The 17,381-nt window shown below is 32.6% G+C and carries 13 protein-coding genes; 2 read left to right on the top strand and 11 right to left on the bottom strand.

Features of this window, described 5'->3' with window-relative positions; genetic code table 11:
- Positions 1-17: 17 nt before the first annotated feature.
- Entirely contained in the window at positions 18-674 is a 657-nt protein-coding gene (locus IAE51_RS01150) for a YoaK family protein (protein WP_058203814.1), read from the top strand.
- Between the two features lie 185 nt (positions 675-859).
- On the opposite strand, the gene IAE51_RS01145 is transcribed toward IAE51_RS01150, so the two are convergent.
- The 8 genes from IAE51_RS01145 to IAE51_RS01110 all read right to left on the bottom strand — a co-directional run bounded on the left by IAE51_RS01145 (position 860) and on the right by IAE51_RS01110 (position 10,482).
- Entirely contained in the window at positions 860-1,795 is a 936-nt protein-coding gene (locus IAE51_RS01145; RefSeq protein ID WP_033899552.1) for an AEC family transporter, read from the bottom strand.
- Between the two features lie 257 nt (positions 1,796-2,052).
- Positions 2,053-3,717 (bottom strand): acetolactate synthase AlsS, encoded by a 1,665-nt coding sequence (alsS, locus tag IAE51_RS01140; protein WP_003130131.1) that lies wholly within the window; start codon positions 3,715-3,717, stop codon positions 2,053-2,055.
- A gap of 154 nt (positions 3,718-3,871) precedes the next feature.
- Positions 3,872-5,128 (bottom strand): tetratricopeptide repeat protein, encoded by a 1,257-nt coding sequence (locus tag IAE51_RS01135; protein ID WP_200094527.1) that lies wholly within the window; start codon positions 5,126-5,128, stop codon positions 3,872-3,874.
- 27 nt (positions 5,129-5,155) lie between these two features.
- On the bottom strand, positions 5,156-6,328 hold the full coding sequence (locus IAE51_RS01130) for an AI-2E family transporter (RefSeq protein WP_003130134.1): 1,173 nt from the start codon (positions 6,326-6,328) through the stop codon (positions 5,156-5,158).
- A gap of 65 nt (positions 6,329-6,393) precedes the next feature.
- On the bottom strand, positions 6,394-7,014 hold the full coding sequence (locus IAE51_RS01125) for a class I SAM-dependent methyltransferase (protein WP_143458584.1): 621 nt from the start codon (positions 7,012-7,014) through the stop codon (positions 6,394-6,396).
- A gap of 1 nt (position 7,015) precedes the next feature.
- Positions 7,016-8,623 (bottom strand): NAD(P)/FAD-dependent oxidoreductase, encoded by a 1,608-nt coding sequence (locus IAE51_RS01120; RefSeq protein WP_200094525.1) that lies wholly within the window; start codon positions 8,621-8,623, stop codon positions 7,016-7,018.
- Positions 8,624-8,659: 36 nt separating this feature from the next.
- Complete coding sequence (rlmD, locus tag IAE51_RS01115; RefSeq protein WP_165379844.1) at positions 8,660-10,030, bottom strand: 23S rRNA (uracil(1939)-C(5))-methyltransferase RlmD; 1,371 nt, start codon at positions 10,028-10,030, stop codon at positions 8,660-8,662.
- 206 nt (positions 10,031-10,236) lie between these two features.
- Positions 10,237-10,482, bottom strand: coding sequence for a hypothetical protein (locus IAE51_RS01110; protein WP_012897766.1), 246 nt, complete (start codon positions 10,480-10,482; stop codon positions 10,237-10,239).
- A 201-nt stretch (positions 10,483-10,683) separates the two neighbouring features.
- Between IAE51_RS01110 and IAE51_RS01105 the strand changes: the two genes are divergently transcribed.
- Positions 10,684-11,379, top strand: a complete 696-nt coding sequence (locus tag IAE51_RS01105) for an N-acetylmannosamine-6-phosphate 2-epimerase (RefSeq protein WP_103054731.1) — start codon at positions 10,684-10,686, stop codon at positions 11,377-11,379.
- Between the two features lie 63 nt (positions 11,380-11,442).
- Here the strand turns inward: IAE51_RS01105 and IAE51_RS01100 are convergent, their stop codons facing one another.
- The 3 genes from IAE51_RS01100 to IAE51_RS01080 form a co-directional block, all read right to left on the bottom strand.
- Entirely contained in the window at positions 11,443-13,950 is a 2,508-nt protein-coding gene (locus tag IAE51_RS01100) for an HAD-IC family P-type ATPase (protein ID WP_200094656.1), read from the bottom strand.
- A gap of 362 nt (positions 13,951-14,312) precedes the next feature.
- Positions 14,313-16,742 carry a bacterial Ig-like domain-containing protein gene (locus tag IAE51_RS12125; protein WP_233611006.1) on the bottom strand — a complete coding sequence of 810 codons (2,430 nt, stop codon included), beginning with the start codon at positions 16,740-16,742 and terminating at the stop codon, positions 14,313-14,315.
- A 28-nt stretch (positions 16,743-16,770) separates the two neighbouring features.
- A complete protein-coding gene (locus IAE51_RS01080) occupies positions 16,771-17,130 on the bottom strand; it encodes a helix-turn-helix domain-containing protein (protein WP_200094523.1) in 360 nt (119 codons plus the stop codon).
- Between the last annotated feature and the right edge of the window lie 251 nt (positions 17,131-17,381).

The following is a 17,381-nucleotide window of genomic DNA, read 5'->3' as shown; positions in this document are numbered from 1 at the left end:
ACGAAAGGGAAGTTTATATGAATTTAGCATTTTATGAAAAAATCCATTTTGCAATGTATCTAACATTTATAGGAGGAGCAATGGATACTTATACTTTCTTAAAGTATAATGCATTTCCAGTAGCTCATAGTGGGAATCTAATACTTGCATTATCAAATATATATACACATCATTATGATTTAGCCATAAAAAAGGGGCTGGCCGTATTATGCTTTTTTTTAGGGGTTTTATTTGCAAGACTAATGCAGAATTTGCTACAGAAATTACCCGGTTGGGAAGTATATACTTTATTTTTTGAAGCAATTATATTTTCTTTAATTGGATTTCCAATATTTTACAACCATCCCAGTATGGTGATTGCACTAATTGCTTTTACTGTTTCAATTCAATGGGTTCTATTTAATACTGTAGAAGGTCATTCTTATATCAATTTATATGTTAGTGGTAATATAAAAGGATTAGGTCTTAACTTGATCAATTATATAAATAACCCTGAAATCAAATCTTTAAAAAAGATCAAATTTTTTATAAAATTAATTTTGTGTTTCTTTATTGGAGCAATATTATCACTCTTTTTTTTCCAAATATTTGCTGTTAAATCATGTTTTTTCATTAGTTTGTTATTTGCTTCTTTAGCCATTAAATCTGTTTATGATCAGTTTTATAGAAAATAATTTATTATATAGGTTTACAAATACGGAGCTAGTTTTAAGTACTTAATCTATATTTCTAAAATATAATACTCCCGAGAGTTATCAGGGAGTATTTCTATTTATATTTTTTATAAGAACTATTTTTTCAAACCGTTAGCAGACTGCTTTAGAATATAATATTATATCACAATTGTAGAGGTTCAACATTAGGAATTTAGATGCAAAAAATTAAGGAAAAAAATGATGAATGGGATTGTTATTAATGATAAAATCGTAGACAAACTAACCAAGAGTATTCCTGGTTCTGCATCACCTTTCGATTCCAATGTAAATAAAACAACTAAGCCAGCAACTGGACAAGAAGTCAATATTACTGTTGTTAAAAGTGAGGTACCCGTGACTCCCAATGATATTAAAATAAATATAGAAAAAATTGGGTATATAAAATTTTTCAAAAGGATAGCTAAAATTAATAATCGATTAAAACTTAAAGCTTTTAACTGAATATCTGCTAAACTACAACCTATTATAATCATGGACAGGGGTGCAAACATCGCAGCTATATAATCTAGTAATTGGTTAACTACGTTAGGGATAGGTATTGAAAAAACAAATACAAAAATCCCTAGTAAAATAGCTATAATATTGGGATTCATCAAAATATCACGTGATAACTCTTTCCAACCTTTTTGCTCGTTAAATAGACTTACACCATGGCTCCAAGAAAATATGTTGAAAGCTAAAACTGAGATAACACTAAAAAATACACCTTGGCTTCCAAAAAGTGCCTGAGCTAATGGAATTCCCATGAATCCTGAATTTGGGTATACACTTCCATATTTTAAAGTTCGTTGTAAGTTTTTATCCTTTACTTTAGAAAAGATGAGTTTTGAAATAATTATGGAAATAATATAAATAGCGAAAACACCGATACTAGTTATCAAAAAGGTTATCATACGATCCGCAGTAAATTTTTGCTCAAAAGCTTTAATGATTACACATGGAGAGATAAAATATAAAATAATTTTTGTTAAATCAGTATTAGTTGTATCTCTGAGAAAGCCAATTTTTTTTAAAAATACACCAACCAGCATTAAAATAAAAATAATAATAATTTGCAATAATAAATTTGTTAAAAACAATATTACCTCCTAAATATGAATTCTTATTTACTGAATAGAAATTCATTTTCTATATAATAATATGATAGAGGAAATAATATGACATAGCAATATACAAATAATGTACAACGATACTTGTTATTTATCTTTTTTTTAAAAATTTATTATACCAAACTTAAAACTATTCTAATGTTTAAACCTAATATACGTAATAAAAAAACCTTGAATTCTTAAAGGTTCAAGGTTTTTTTATTTTTTTACAAACTATTTGATTCTTATCAGTAAAATTCTTCTGGCAATAATTTTTCTGCTAATTTAATGTTATCAGAATAGTCCAAAGGAACGTCAATTACTACTGGTCCAGTAGTATCTGGGATTGATTTAAGAATTTCAGCAAGTTCTTCTTTGCTGTGTGCACGGTAACCTTTTGCTCCCATTGCTTCAGCATATTTTACGTAATCAACATAGCCAAAATCAACGGCTGCTGAACGACCATATTTCATTTCTTCTTGGAATTTAACCATATCATAATGGCCGTCATTCCAGATAATTTGAACGATTGGAAGATTCAAACGTACAGCTGTTTCCAACTCTTGCCCTGTGAAAAGGAAGCCTCCATCACCAGAGTGTGAATAAACTTTTTTACCTGGGCGCAACAATGCGGCTGTAATTGCCCAAGGGAGTGCAACTCCGAGTGTTTGCATTCCGTTTGAGAAGAGGAGATGACGTGGTTCGTATGATTTGAAATGACGTGCCATCCAAATGTAGAGTGAACCTACGTCAACGGTTACTGTTTCATCATCTTTGACGATTTCTTGGAAAGTGCTGACCAAATCAAGAGGGTGCATTCTACCTTCTTCAGTATTTTCAGTATCAAATTCGTGTTGCTCAGCAACTTCATGAAGCCCATCGAGATAATCTTTTGTTCCTTTTGGAATTTTGTAGCCACGAACAGCCGGTAAAAGATTATCCAATGTTGCTGCGATATCACCAATTAATTCACGCTCTGGTTGGTAGTAAGTATCAATTTCAGCAATGGCATTATCAATAACGATAATTCGACTATCAATTTCTGCATTCCAGTTACGAGCTTCATATTCAATTGGGTCGTAACCAACTGCAATAACAAGGTCAGAACGCTTCAAAAGCATATCTCCTGGTTGATTGCGGAAAAGTCCGATACGTCCATAAAAAGTATGTTCTAAATCATGTGAAATAACCCCTGCACCTTGGAATGTTTCAACGACAGGAATATTAACATGAGTCAATAGATTACGCAATGATGAAGCGACTTTAGCATCTGAAGCACCAGCTCCAACCAAAATTACTGGCAATACAGCATTTTTAATTGCTTGTGCTAAATAGTTAATGTCATCAATAGAGGCATTCCCCATTTTAGGGTCTGAAAGTGGTTGAATGGCCTTGATTGATACTTCGGCATCCGTTACATCTTGGGGGATTGATAAGAAAGTTGCACCTGGATGTCCTGATTTTGCAATACGATAAGCGTTGGCAATTGATTCAGAAAGTGTATCAGGGTCAAGAACTTCTGCTGAATATTTTGTTGCTGATTGCATCATTCCAGCATTATCCATTGATTGGTGCGCACGTTTAAGACGGTCACTTCGTTTAACTTGTCCACCGATAGCCAAAATAGCATCACCTTCTGAAGTCGCGGTCAAAAGCGGAGTCGCAAGGTTTGATACACCAGGCCCACTCGTAACAACTACTACACCAGGTTCGCCAGTCAAACGACCAACAGCTTGAGCCATGAAAGCAGCTCCTTGCTCATGACGAGTCACGACCATTTGAGGGCCTTCTTCATTTTCTAATAAATCAAAAACCCGGTCAATTTTTGCTCCTGGAATCCCAAATACATACTTCACTTTATGGTTAATCAAACTATCGACAACCAAGTTCGCCCCAAATTGTTTCTCAGACATTTTTTATTTTACCTCTATTTGTTCTAATTCATATTTCATAATCTCTTGGATTACTTCACAATCATTTTATCAGATAATAGAACCTTTTACAATTATTTTGACGCAAGTTTGTGAATTTTCTAGCTTACAATAAAAATAATTACTGACAGCTTTGTCAGTAATTATTTTTTAAGTCTGTCAGTAAATTTCTCATATTTTCATCATCTGGAACAAGTTCCAAATATTGTTCAATAATTGGTTCTGTTTTAGAAATTTGACCAATTTCTTTAAGAAAATCAATATAGTCTTCTAAAAACTCTGGATTCTCAGACAGATTGGTTTGAATGAGTTCTTCATACAAAGTAGCCGCTTCAGAATCATTTTCCAAAGCTTTATGTGCTCCTGCAAAAAGCCATTTAGCTAATAAATGTTCATCTTCTAAAAGCTCTTCAAGATTAATGACAGCTTCAAAATCTTCTTCGTTAAAGTATAAATTAGCAAGCAAAAAGACTGTTTCGTCATGTAATTCTGGTAAATTTAAGGCATCCATGAGATAACGTTCTGCTGCAGCTTTGTCCTTAAGTTTGAAACTAATTTTTGAAGCGAAGTGTAAGAGAGGAACGGCATTAGGATTTTTTTTCATCCCTTTCTTTGCCATTTCTAGTGCAGCTTCAAATTCTTGATTAGCTTCTAGGGTTTGGGCATAGGCTAATTCATAGTTCAAAAATTCAACATCCATTTTTTCTAACCGTTTGAAATTAGCAATGGCTCTTGTTTCATTATGAGTTTCCCCATAAAGAAGAGCAATTTTATACAAGGTTTCCGGTTTTTCATCAAATTCTAGTGATTTTTCAAGAAATGATATGGCATTCTCAAAATTACCTAATTGGGCATAAGAGTCACCAATTCTTTGATAAATAGAAATTTTTGTTTCATGTAAAATTTTGCGTTCTGAAAGTTTTGCATATTCGGTAATGGCAGCTGAATAATCACCTTGTTCAAAGTAGGACTCAGCCAAAGCAAAAGTAATCAGAGGAGAATCCGATAATTCTCTTGCTTCTTCTAACTTAGAAATTGCTGTTTCAAAATCACCTTCAAATTGATATAGGTCAGCAATTTTGACTAAAGCAGCAATATAATTTTCATCATTCACCGGGATTTGATAAAGGTAATTTAAAGCTTCATCCAAATTACCGTTATCTTCTGCAATTTCTGCTAAGTTAATCAGGTAATCAGTTGTTTCCGGATCTTCTGACATGATTTGGTCATAAATTTTTTGACTTTCATCAATGAAACCCATCATTTGCAAATATTCGGCTAGATCAGCCAACATTTCACTATTATCATTTTTTAATGCTTTAGCAAGTGAATTTTGCATTCCAATCAGATCTCCCTGATGTAAGAAATCAATTGTATCTTCTGAATAAGACATTTTTCTCCTTATTTTTTATTCTATTAATTACTCATTTGCTTCTTCTGTAGCCGTTTCTTCACGATAAAGAACTGAAATTTCACGATACCATTCGTAAACATGGACAATAATAACTTTCAAAGTTGCATAGAATGGGATAGCAAGTAATACTCCCCAGACACCCAGAATTTGACCTGCTGTCAGTAAAACAAATAATATTGTAATTGGATGAATTGACATTTGTTTTCCAAGAACTAAAGGAGAAATAAATCTTCCTTCAAGTGTTTGCTCAATAATAAGGACAATGATTACTTTTACAAGCATCAAAGGTCCACCAATTGCTAAACCAACAATTACCATTGGGATAGCAGCTAAAAATGAGCCTAAAAATGGAACTAAATTCAAAAATCCAGCGGTGATTGCTAAAGCAACAGCATAACGCAAACCAATAATAGGTAAACCAATCATAAACATGATAGCAACCGCAATTGCGACCAAAACTTGGCCACGGACATAATTTGAAAGCTGACTATTAATTTCGTGCAAAACTTTTGAAGTTTCTTTACGCCAATCATTTGGCAATAAATGAGTGACAAATCCATTTAATCTTTGACCATCTCTCAATAAGTAAAAAAGAACAAAAGGGAATACAATTAATGAAATTAAGATACTTGTTGTTTTACTGATGAGATGTGAAAGAGTCGTAACAGCATTAACAGAGAAAGCTTTTGACCAATCAATCAATTGATTACCAATTGACTTAGCAAACTGGTCAACTTGTGGTCGAAATTGTTCAAAATGTGGATTTTTTGCTAAAGCATTAATCTCTTTTTGAGCAGTATTTACATAGTGAGGGACTGACGAAGCAAAATTATCTACTCCACTGATAATATTAGGAATAGCAACAATTAAGCCCCAAGCAATCAAAGCTGCAATTATTAAGAAAAGAACAATAATCGTAACAACTCGTGGGACTCTTTTTTTTTCCAAAAAATCAACAATTGGGTTAAGAAGATAATAAAATACAGCTGCCAAAATAACGGGCAGCGAGATAACCGTTATAAATTCTCCTACAGGTTTAAAAATAAATCCAACTTTATTGAGTAAGAGAATATTCAGCAATAAGAGAAGGACGATTGCTAAAGCTGCAACTACTTTATTATTAATAAACCACTTGAAAAACCAAGAGGCTTTGAAACCTCGGTGTTGTTCTTGTTCCATATTTTTTTCCTAATTCTTTTTTTAGAATTACTGACAGATATTGTTCAAGTCTTTTTGTTTTTCTGTCAGTAACTTTTTTCTAGTTCATAATATTGAATCTGTAAAAAAATCTTTTTGTCAGTAATTTTCCAACCGTTGTGATTAAAAATTCTTGTCAGTTCTTTTGGCTGATAGACTTTTACATCTCCTTCTGTTGAAAATTTATTAAGTCGCCAATTATAGGCTTTTGTAATAAATGGAATATGAATCTCAGCGATGACCAATTTCCCCTCCGGCGCCAGCAGTCGTTTAGCCTCTGCTAAAAAAACTTCAGGCAAAGGAAAATGATGAAAGCTCGCTGAACAAATAATCAAATCAAAATTAGCATCCTCAAAGGGAATTTTTTGAGCAGAGCCTTGCTTAAAAGTAAAATTAGGATGCTTAACTTGAGCAATTTTTATCATTTCTGACGAAATATCTAAGCCACTTCCAAAAATTTTCTCTTTTCGATTTAACATTGCCAAAAGATTTCCATTAGCACAACCAACATCTAAGATTCTTGAATTTTTTTCAACTTTTAAACGTTTTATAATAAATCTCTTGAAAAAACTGGCTAAAAATCCATCAAAACTATGATCAAAACGACTTGCAATATGGTCATAAAAGTCTTCAGATTCTCTTTCGTAATCATGAGTCTTTTGAGCCATTTTAGTCCTCCATCAAAGGTTTAGCGAATTCTGCAATCATGCTCTCAGCACATTTTAAACCGTCAATACCGGCTGAGACAATTCCGCCAGCAAAACCAGCCCCTTCACCTGAAGGATAGATTCCTTTTGTCGAAACAGATTGATAATTTTCTTCATCACGATTAATTCTGACCGGTGAAGATGAACGAGATTCAACCCCTGTCATTACAGCATCAGAGAGTGCAAAGCCATGCATTTTTTTATCTAATCCAACAATCGCTTCACGCATAGATTGTGTAACATAGTCTGGGAATAGCGATTCAAGATTAGTTGGTTTCACTCCTAAAGCATAACTAGGTTCAACTGTTCCCATTGCTTTAGAGGCTTTTCCATCAAGAAAGTCTCCAACAAGTTGAGCTGGTGCTTGATAATTAGAACCGCCTAATTCAAAGGCTTTATGTTCTAATTCCTTTTGGAACTCTACTCCAGCAAGTGGATGGTCAGTTGGGAAATCTTCTGGAAAAACTTGGACTAAAAGTCCAGAATTTGCATTTTTTTGGTCTCTAGCATGTTCAGACATCCCATTAGTCACAAGGCCACCTTCTTCTGATGCAGCTGGAACAACCAGTCCTCCTGGACACATACAGAAAGTATAAACGCCACGCCCTGATGATGCCTTATAAGTTAAGCGATATTCTGCTGCTCCAAGACGCGGATGGTCAGCAAATTCTTTATATTGTGCTTTATTGATTAAAGATTGGGGATGTTCAATTCTGACTCCAACAGCAAAGGGTTTAGCTGTAATCGTTACCCCTTTATCATAAAGTTCTGAGAAAGTATCACGTGCCGAATGACCAATGGCTAAAATAGCCTGATTTGTTTTAATAATATTTCCGTCAGCAAGTTTTACAGCCTGTAATTGTTCATCTTCAATTAAAAATTCTTCAACTTGAGCATCAAAATGAACTTCTCCGCCCAACTCAATAATTTGTTTTCGGATATTTTTAACAATATCACGAAGTAAGTCGGTTCCGACATGAGGATGTGCCTTATAAAGAATATCTTCTGGGGCACCAGCTTGTACAAATTCCTCCAAAACCTTACGACCACGCAAATCACGAACACGACTCGTTAATTTACCGTCAGAAAAAGTTCCTGCTCCACCTTCACCAAATTGAACATTCGATTTTGGATTAAGTTTTCCTTCAAACCAAAACTTATCAATTGATTTTACACGCTCATCAACAGCTTGACCTCTTTCAAGAACAATTGGCCGATAACCATTTTGAGCCAATAATAAAGCCGCAAACATTCCTGCGGGACCAAATCCAATGACTACAGGCCGATGAAGCATTTTTTTATTTCCTATAACTGGATTGACATAATCTAATTCAGGTGCCAAAGAAACATTTTTTATTTTTTTAGACAGAATTCTTGCTTCATCTTTAAGTTTAATATCAACAGTATAGATAAAATCAATTTCGCCTCTATGTCTTGCATCAATTGATTCTTTGTAAATTCGATAATCCAGTAAGTCAGATTCTTGTAGTCTTAGTTTTTTCAAAACAAGACTTTTAACCTTACTGACAGGTTCATCAATTGAAATTTTGATTTGTGTTATGCGAATCATGATTTTCTTTCTATGAATAGGATTTATTATCCTCTTTTATTTTTTATTAAAACTAGCAACTAATTCAATATGATGCGTTTGTGGGAATAAGTCAACTGGTTGAACTTTATCCAACAAATAACCCTCAGCTTCAAAGCGAACAACATCACGAGCAAAAGTTGCTGGATTACAAGAAATATAAACAATACGTCGAGGATTCATCATTGCTGCTGCTTTAATAAAGCCTTCATCCAACCCTTTTCTTGGTGGATCAACAAAAATGACATCGGGTTTTATTCCTTCTGAAAGCCATTTAGGCATGATTTTTTCAGCAGTTCCAACCTCATAATGTGTATTTTCAAGTTCATTTAATTGAGCATTACGTTTAGCATTTTCAACGGCTGCTGGAACAACTTCCATACCATAGACTTTTGCAACTCTATCAGCCATACTAATTCCAATTGTTCCAATTCCAGAGTATGCATCAATAACAACATCACCTGGTTTTAGACCCGCAAAGTCATAGGCAGTTTCATAAAGCTTTTCAGCTTGAGGTGTGTTAACTTGATAAAAGGCAGGAGCCGAAATTTGATAAGTTTTATCTAGCATCAAATCTGTGATGAAATCTTTGCCGTATAATAAAATAAATTCTTTTCCTAAAATAAATGAACCTGTTCCAGAATTAATATTTAATTGAACAGATTTTATATTTGTAAAACGTTCAACCAAATGATCAATCACAAGTTCAACCTTTTCTGGAAGTTTTTTACTTGTAACGACTAAAGTAATCATCATTTCACCCGTGTGAAATGCTCGACGGACAACAATATTTCGCAACCAACCTTTTCTTGTTTTCTCATCATAAGCTTGTAAATTAATCTTTCGAAACTCATCGCGCAAAAAAAGAACCACAGCATCAATCTCAGGATGTTGAATATAAAAATCTTCCACAGGAATCAAAGTATGAGAATTCTTTCGATAAAATCCTGTAGTTAAAAGCCCGTCAACCATTTGGACAGGAATTTGTGCTTTATTTCGATAATTAATTGTTTTAATTGCTTCAACTACTGGTAAAACTGGATAATCAGATTTACCAGCTGTTTTTCTCAAAATATCTACTACTTGCTTATGTTTAAATTTCACTTGTTCATCATAAGATAGATGACCAAAATCTGCGATTCCGGTGCGCAAATAATCAAGGTTAAGCTGAGTAACACGATGTTTACTCTGACTTATAAATTCATCCACACGCCCAAATCCAAAAGATTTCCCAACCTTAAGCACATGCATTTTGATACGTTCCCCAGGTAAAGCATTATCCACAAAGAAAGGGAAAGAGTCGATTTTAACAACCCCTTGTCCTTCATGTGTTAAGTCAAGTACTTCTGCTTCAAATATATCGTTTTTCTTGAAATTTGTCATGTCCATATTATAACACATATTATCATTTGGGTTCTATAAATGAAGAGTATTTAAATTTTTGAAAAAATATACTCCATAATTCCCGGATTCTTTCACCTAAAATATAGTTAAAAGTGTAGTCAAATATTTTTCGACAATAAAAAAGCCACTCACAAGGTAAGTAGTTCTAATTTATCTAATAAAGAAAGTGTAGTCTTTATTATGAATTTACATTAACGCAAAATCTCTATTCTACGTTGAGCACTTGCATGAATGAGTTTCACTTTATTTTCTCCAAAAAGTTTTACTAATTTATCAAATTCTGCACTTTTAGCAAATTTTTCATTGTGCTTTAAATTTTTTTTACCATTTTTTTTGGCTTTCAAAGTAATATAAATTTCTTGTCCTTTTTCATTGTATGGAACAAAATTAGTCTGTTCTAAAACAATTTTTTCAATTTCCTTTTTTGATTTTGCCATTGAGAAAATACTCCTTTTTCATTTTTATTCAATAAATATCATAGCATAAGATTCCGAAAAACTTAAATATTTATCATTTTCTTACTATATTTTTAAAAAAGCAATTAAAAATTTATGTCATTTGACAAAAATGTAAGCGCATGCTATATTCGTTGTTGGAGAATATCTCCACTTTAATTTTTATTGGAGGCAAATCATAGAATGAATAAAGAAGTATTTTTAGACAAAGTAAAAAATGGTATTATTGTATCCTGTCAGGCTTTACCTGGTGAAGCTTTATATTCTGAAGAAGGTGGTATCATGCCTTTGATGGCTAAAGCAGCTGCGCAAGCGGGAGCCGTTGGAATTAGGGCAAATTCTGTAAGAGATATTAAAGAAATTCAGGAAATAGTTGATTTACCAATAATTGGTATTATTAAAAGAGATTATCCACCACAAAAACCTTTTATTACTGCTACCATGAAAGAAATAGATGAGTTAGTAGCCACTTCTTGTGAAGTCATCGCCTTGGATTGTACCTTTAGAGAACGTTATGATGGCCTAACTATTAATGAATTTATCAAATCAATCAAAGAAAAATATCCAAACCAACTTTTGATGGCAGATTGTTCAACCTTTGAAGAATGTAAAAATGCATATGAAGCTGGGGTAGATTTTGTTGGTACAACGCTTAGTGGTTACACAGATGAGAGTCCAAAACAAGATGAACCTGATTTTGCCTTACTTGAAAAACTAGTTGAGGAGAAGATTCCAGTCATTGCAGAGGGAAGAATTCATAGTCCAGAACAAGCCAAACGCGTTTATGATATTGGTGTTGATGCCATGGTTATCGGGGGAGCAATAACCAGACCTTTTGAGATTGCCACACGATTTATAAAAGCAATTGGTGAAAAATAGTAGCCCATTCATCGGAATAAAAAAAAGACATCTCCAAAAAGGATAGTGTCTTTTTTTTTATGCTTATCTCTCGTTTACATTTTCTTTATTAACCTGAGATCTTTCCCAATTATCGACTAATATCTTCTTATATTGAGGTCTTTCAATCGCTGCTTTTGCATTATACTGTCTTAATTTGGTAAATGAAAATCCACTGATTAAGGCTAAACCTACAAGAAGTATCGCAATTTTCTTTGTTTTTCTCTTTATATTTTTAGAGAATAAAGCTCTAACCATAAGAATCATTAAGATACAGATAATTGTTGGTATAACAAATCTGAAACTTTTGAAAGGTGCAATTCCTAAAAATTTAGTTACTGGTGAAATAAAGTAAGTTCCATAAAAGAGTGCTGTCATTCCGACAATAACAATAGCTCTAAAGCGGCTTAACGGACGGCATAAGAGATAGAGTGAAAAGAGTTGAACACTACCAATAACCAAAGTTACATCACTGATAAACTCCTTATAATGAGTCACAAAGTGTCCATCAGTAAATGTCGTATAGATTGGGAATTTATAGGCCAAGCTGAACATTACAAATATAGCAATCCCAATAATGATTCCCGTAGGTAGAGCGTTGTCTCTAATTTTTTGGAGAATATCATCTTCATTTCTTTTTTCATCTTTTTCTAGCACAAGTAGAGCACTAGGAATTCCGACGGTAAAGATACCCATCATCATTAAATTTATTGATTCTAATGGGAAGAGATGACGAGTAATTAACAATAGAACTGTTAAGGTAAAGATGTATATCACTCTTAGAAGATTCATACTAGCGACACGTGTAATATTATTAATTACCTTTCTTCCCTCTTTGAGAATATTTGGAAGAACAGAGAAATCATTTTTCAATAGAATAAATTGAGCAACTGACTTTGTAGCTTCATTACCGCTTCCTAAGGCGATTGGACAATCTGATTTCTTAAGGGCAAGAATATCATTAATTCCATCTCCAATCATTCCCACAGTATGACCATTTGCTTGTAAGGCAGCAATGATATCACGTTTTCTTTCTGGAGTTATACGACCGAATATTGTCTTTTCTTCTACCACTTCCTGTAGTTCTTTTTCACTTTCAGGAAGTTCTGATAGACCAATATAATCCGCTTCTAAACCGACCTCTTTTGCAATAAGTGAGACCGTTTTTGGATGGTCACCCGAAATAATTTTAATCTGAGTCCCTTGTTTTTCAAAGTATTCTAATATTTTTTTAGCTTCTTTTTTAGGTCTATCTTTTAAGAAAATAAGACAAAGAAGTTGGCTTTTTTCTCCCAAAACATTATGAGAGAGAGCGAGAATTCTATAACCTTTTTCCAAGGCTTCTTCAATATCAGCTTGCTGTTTAGGAGTGACATCTTTTGCTACTAAATCAAAAGCTCCTAAAATATAATTTCCTTTATTTTTAATTTCTACAGATTGATATTTAGTTTCTGAACTAAAAGGTTGATATGAAACTAATTCAAAGGTATTTTGTTGACCACTAGTAAAATATTTTGTCAAAGCCTCTATTGAGGAATTTTGTTCTTTATCTAAGGAGATAATATATGAAATGATATCATTTGTTTCAGCTTTATCATTATAGTATAGAACATTTTCAACATTCATTTGTCCTTCGGTAATTGTTCCCGTTTTATCTAAACATAAAACGTCAACCCTAGCCAATGTTTCAATTGCTGATAATTCTTGAGTCAAAACATCCATTTGTGAAAGTTTAATGACACCTAAGGCCAAAGCAACTGATGTAAGCAAGACTAATCCTTCAGGAATTAAACTTGTAATCGTTGTTGCTGTTCCAACAATCGCCATCTTTCTTTGAGGAATCACTGACAAGTTTAATGACGAAAAGACGAACTGGTTCAGCAAAACAAGAATTGAAATAGGAATAATACCTATTGCTATAATTTTTAAAATTTTATCAATTTGTTGTTGAATTTTTGATTTTGATTTTTTTAAAACTGAAGCTTCTTTTGTGAGCTTACTGATAAATGTATGATTCCCGACTGCCTGAACTTGTGCTTTTGAAGCACCTTGCATGACAAGACTACCTGAATAGATGAAATCACCAACATGTTTTTCAATAAAATCAGATTCTCCGGTAATCATGGATTCATCAACATCTAGTCCTTCTTCCAAGCATATCGCATCCACTGGAACCTGAACCCCTTTTTTCAGACAAATAATATCATTTAAAACAAGTTCTTCTTTTTCAATACTTACTTGTTCACCTGCTCTTATCACTTCTACTTTATCTTGTTTTAGAAAAGAAAGTTTTTCAATAATTCTTTTGGCTTTAATTTCTTGATAGATACCAATTGAGGTATTAGAAATAATTGAGAAAATAAACAGCATATTTTTATAAGAACCAATGATAAATAACACAACCGCAAGTACTAGATTGAGTAAATTAAATAAGGTCATTGAATTTTTAATGATAATATCTTTATTTGAATTCCCAACTTTAACCGTCATGATATTCAAATTTCCAAGTCTTTTTTGTTCTTCGACTTCTGCATTTGACAGTCCTTCGGTCATGTTTACTTTATTCAATATCTGCTTTTCCTCCTAAACTAATTTCTTTAATTATTATTATATCTAAAATTTTACCTTTTTTTCTTACATTTTTGAAAGTATTTGAAAAATTATTTTATCAAAAAAGTTATTAGAAGGCTAATAATTCTAATAACTTTTTAGCTTTTAAATTATCTATTGATTATAAAAGATTTTTATTTGTTCAATATTGAACAAGTAAAAAAGGCACCTCTTTGCAGCGCCTAAAAAAATATACACTAAAAGACGTTTTCTTTTGTTCTCTCTATTGTAGCAGATGTTTTTTTAAAATTATTTTTTATCCTAGTATTTCAAAATCAAAAAAGAACTAATTAAATAGTTCTTTTTTATTTTTTCAATTGTTTTCTACCCAACAAAATTGAAATCGAAAGAATCACTAAACCAGCTATCATTGTAGTAATGACGAATAACTCTGACTCTCCAGTTTTTGGTAATTTATTTTCTGATATAGAATTGTCGGTTTTAGACTTCTTATTATCCGTTTTTTTGTTATTTTTTTCAGAAGCTGACTCTTTATTCCTATTTCCTTCGGATGGAAATACATTTATTTTTTTATCTTTAACAGTTACCTTAGCTACGTTCGAGATACCATCATAAGTATAGGTCACTTCATAAACACCGGCTTTACTTGTATCAACTTTAGAATCATCTACTGTGAGTTGGTTGAAGTCGACTTTATTTCCGTCTTTATCAAGCGCTGATTCAAAGTTATCTTCCGCTTTCCAAGTATCCCCAACATAAATACTTGAATCATGAACATTCACAGCTGCCTTTAATTCTCCAACTACAATTTCTGATGAAAGTTTCTGTGATAACTGAGGTGAGCCGATAGGTAACGTGGCCGGAATAATAAACCAATCTAACTTATCACCAGAAGCAAAAACTTCTCCATTAGGTAGTGTAAAAGAAAAGGAATAGTAGTCCTTATTTAATCGTGTTATTGAATAATTGAACATTTGATTTCCATTTACAGTATTTTGATTATAAATTTTATTATTAAGAGAAAACATTGCTGCACTAGAATAATTCAATTCTATTTTTTGGCCTGTATTTGTTTCACCGTATGCCGGTAAAGTTCCAGTAATCACAACATCTCGTGATGTTATTGGATTGATAATCGCTGATTCTACATTTGTTTGATTTAGTTTGACTGTAATTTTTGCTGTACGAATTAATCCACCATAAGAATAAATAGCCTCATAAGTCCCTTCTTTATCTGTATCAACATTAGAAGTATCTACTTTAATTTGGCTAAAGTCTATATTTTTTCCATCAACATCGGTAGCAGAAACAAAATTATCTTGAGCATTCCACTTATCTCCTGTATAAACAGTTGAATCTTTTACATTCAATCTTGTCTGGTCAACTTTATAGATGTAAGTAACTGTTTGGGCTTGATCCGTTAATGTCCCCGTGGTGTTTCCTTGAACTTCTTCGAAGATGTAACCTTTAATTGCTTTTTGTTCTGTAATATAAGAATCTCCAATATCTCCCGATTTTACTACATCTTCAGAAATCTTATTACCATTAGTATCTAAATATTTAACAGTCAAATCAGCTGCTTTATTCGATATTGGCTGCCATACATAAGTGTCATTTTTAGGATAGGAATTAAATTTTTGTGTTAGTTCTTTACTTGTCCAAATATCTTTTCCATTTGGATTTTCATTAGTACCTGAACCTATATTTTGCCATTTCCCAGAGTATTCATTATTTGGTGAAATTTCTGGAAGTTCTACATTCACATTATCTGTAATCCAAAATCTAAACTTATCACTTAACTTCAATGACTTTAGGGAATTTGTGTTTTGAAAGAATCTTGACATTTCATAGCCAGTAATAAATGATGGCTCCAATTTAGTCATATCAAACCCACTAAGATCAAGCCCCTCTAAAGAAGAATCTCCCATGAACACCCCTTGAGCAGCGTTAAGTGGTGTTACTTTCCAACGGGATAAATCTAATTTTTTCAATTTAGACATGGTTGAAAACGCATAAGTAATCTTAGTCATGCTTGAAGTATCCCAATTTGATACATTCAATGATTGCATATTTGTTGCTCCATTGAATAGTGAAAAAATGTCTACTACATGTGAGACATCCCACGCAGTCAAATCAAGACTTGTTAAACTAGAACATCCCCCAAATACCCGTTGCATTTTTGTGGTTTTTGAAGTATTAAGTTGTTCGATTCCCTCAATATTAGTTACATTACTTAGATTATCAAATAAATTATTCAAACTATCACTTGCTACAACTGGTGCTTCAAAATGTATACTTGTAATCTGAGAACGCCATTGAACCCAAGGGCTGCTACTAGTATTTCCACCCTGATTAAGAGGCGTATCAGAAAATTCACCGGCTCCAATATACAATGCACCATTTGAATCTATTCGCCAATCTGAGGTACCAAATGTTCCTGAAGCTATATCGGCGGCGGATAAGGTACTTTCTTCAACCAGAGCATTTGTAGCTTTTTGTTCTTGAACAGTGGTAGTTAAAAGTTCTTTCGGTATTTCTCCTTGACTCTTATGTAACACTTGATTTTTACTATTAGTAGAATTACTGATTATAGTATTTGAAATTGTTGAAAGAAAACTAGATTGAGATAGTAGCTTTTTAGCGCTCTCTGAAGAGTCCACGGTTGAAGATTCTTTTGTGTTTACAGAACTTGTTTCTGAAATTACTCGTATTGTCGGTGAAAGTGTCCCAAGTAATATTGTACTTAATAAAATTCTACAGGTCTTTTTTTTCATTAGTTCATCTCCTATTATTTGATTTATTCTAGTTTTTAATATATATTTTTTTAACTGAGTTTGCTTTCTTTTCATCTAACAGCCATTCTTGTGATAATCTATACATTTCGAGTTTTTGGTTTTTACTTAAATTTTTGAAAATAAACTCAGCAAGACTATCTTTACTTTTTTCTTTAAAATGAATATCATCATACCCCATCAAATATTGGGGAGTAACATCAAAGTACTCAGCTAATTCTAATAGTCGAATTGCTGAAGGCATCGTTTTATTTTTGTAATTACTTAATGCATTTCTAGAGTATCCTAATTCTTTCTCAACCTGATTAAATGATTTATTCGAAGCTTCTGCAAGTTCTTTTAATCTCTCATAAAAATTTTTTCTATCCATTTCAAATCCTTTCAATAATTCTTTTTTCAAATTTACGAAAAATTAATGTTTTCTCGAAAGCTCTGTGATATTATTGATATGAAAATACTTATAAATGCCCAGTTTTGGCTAAAACTCAAATAATTGGAGCTTCAAAATAATATATTTAAGAAAGGATAAGTCATTATTTGATAACATAAGCGATACAATGGAACTGCTTTCCATGAAAATAATATACAAAAGACTCCGAAAAACATTAATTTTTCGGAGTC

The organism is Lactococcus sp. S64 (assembly GCF_016516525.1).
GTDB lineage: Bacteria > Bacillota > Bacilli > Lactobacillales > Streptococcaceae > Lactococcus > Lactococcus lactis.
This window is presented reverse-complemented; position numbering and strand designations above follow the sequence as displayed.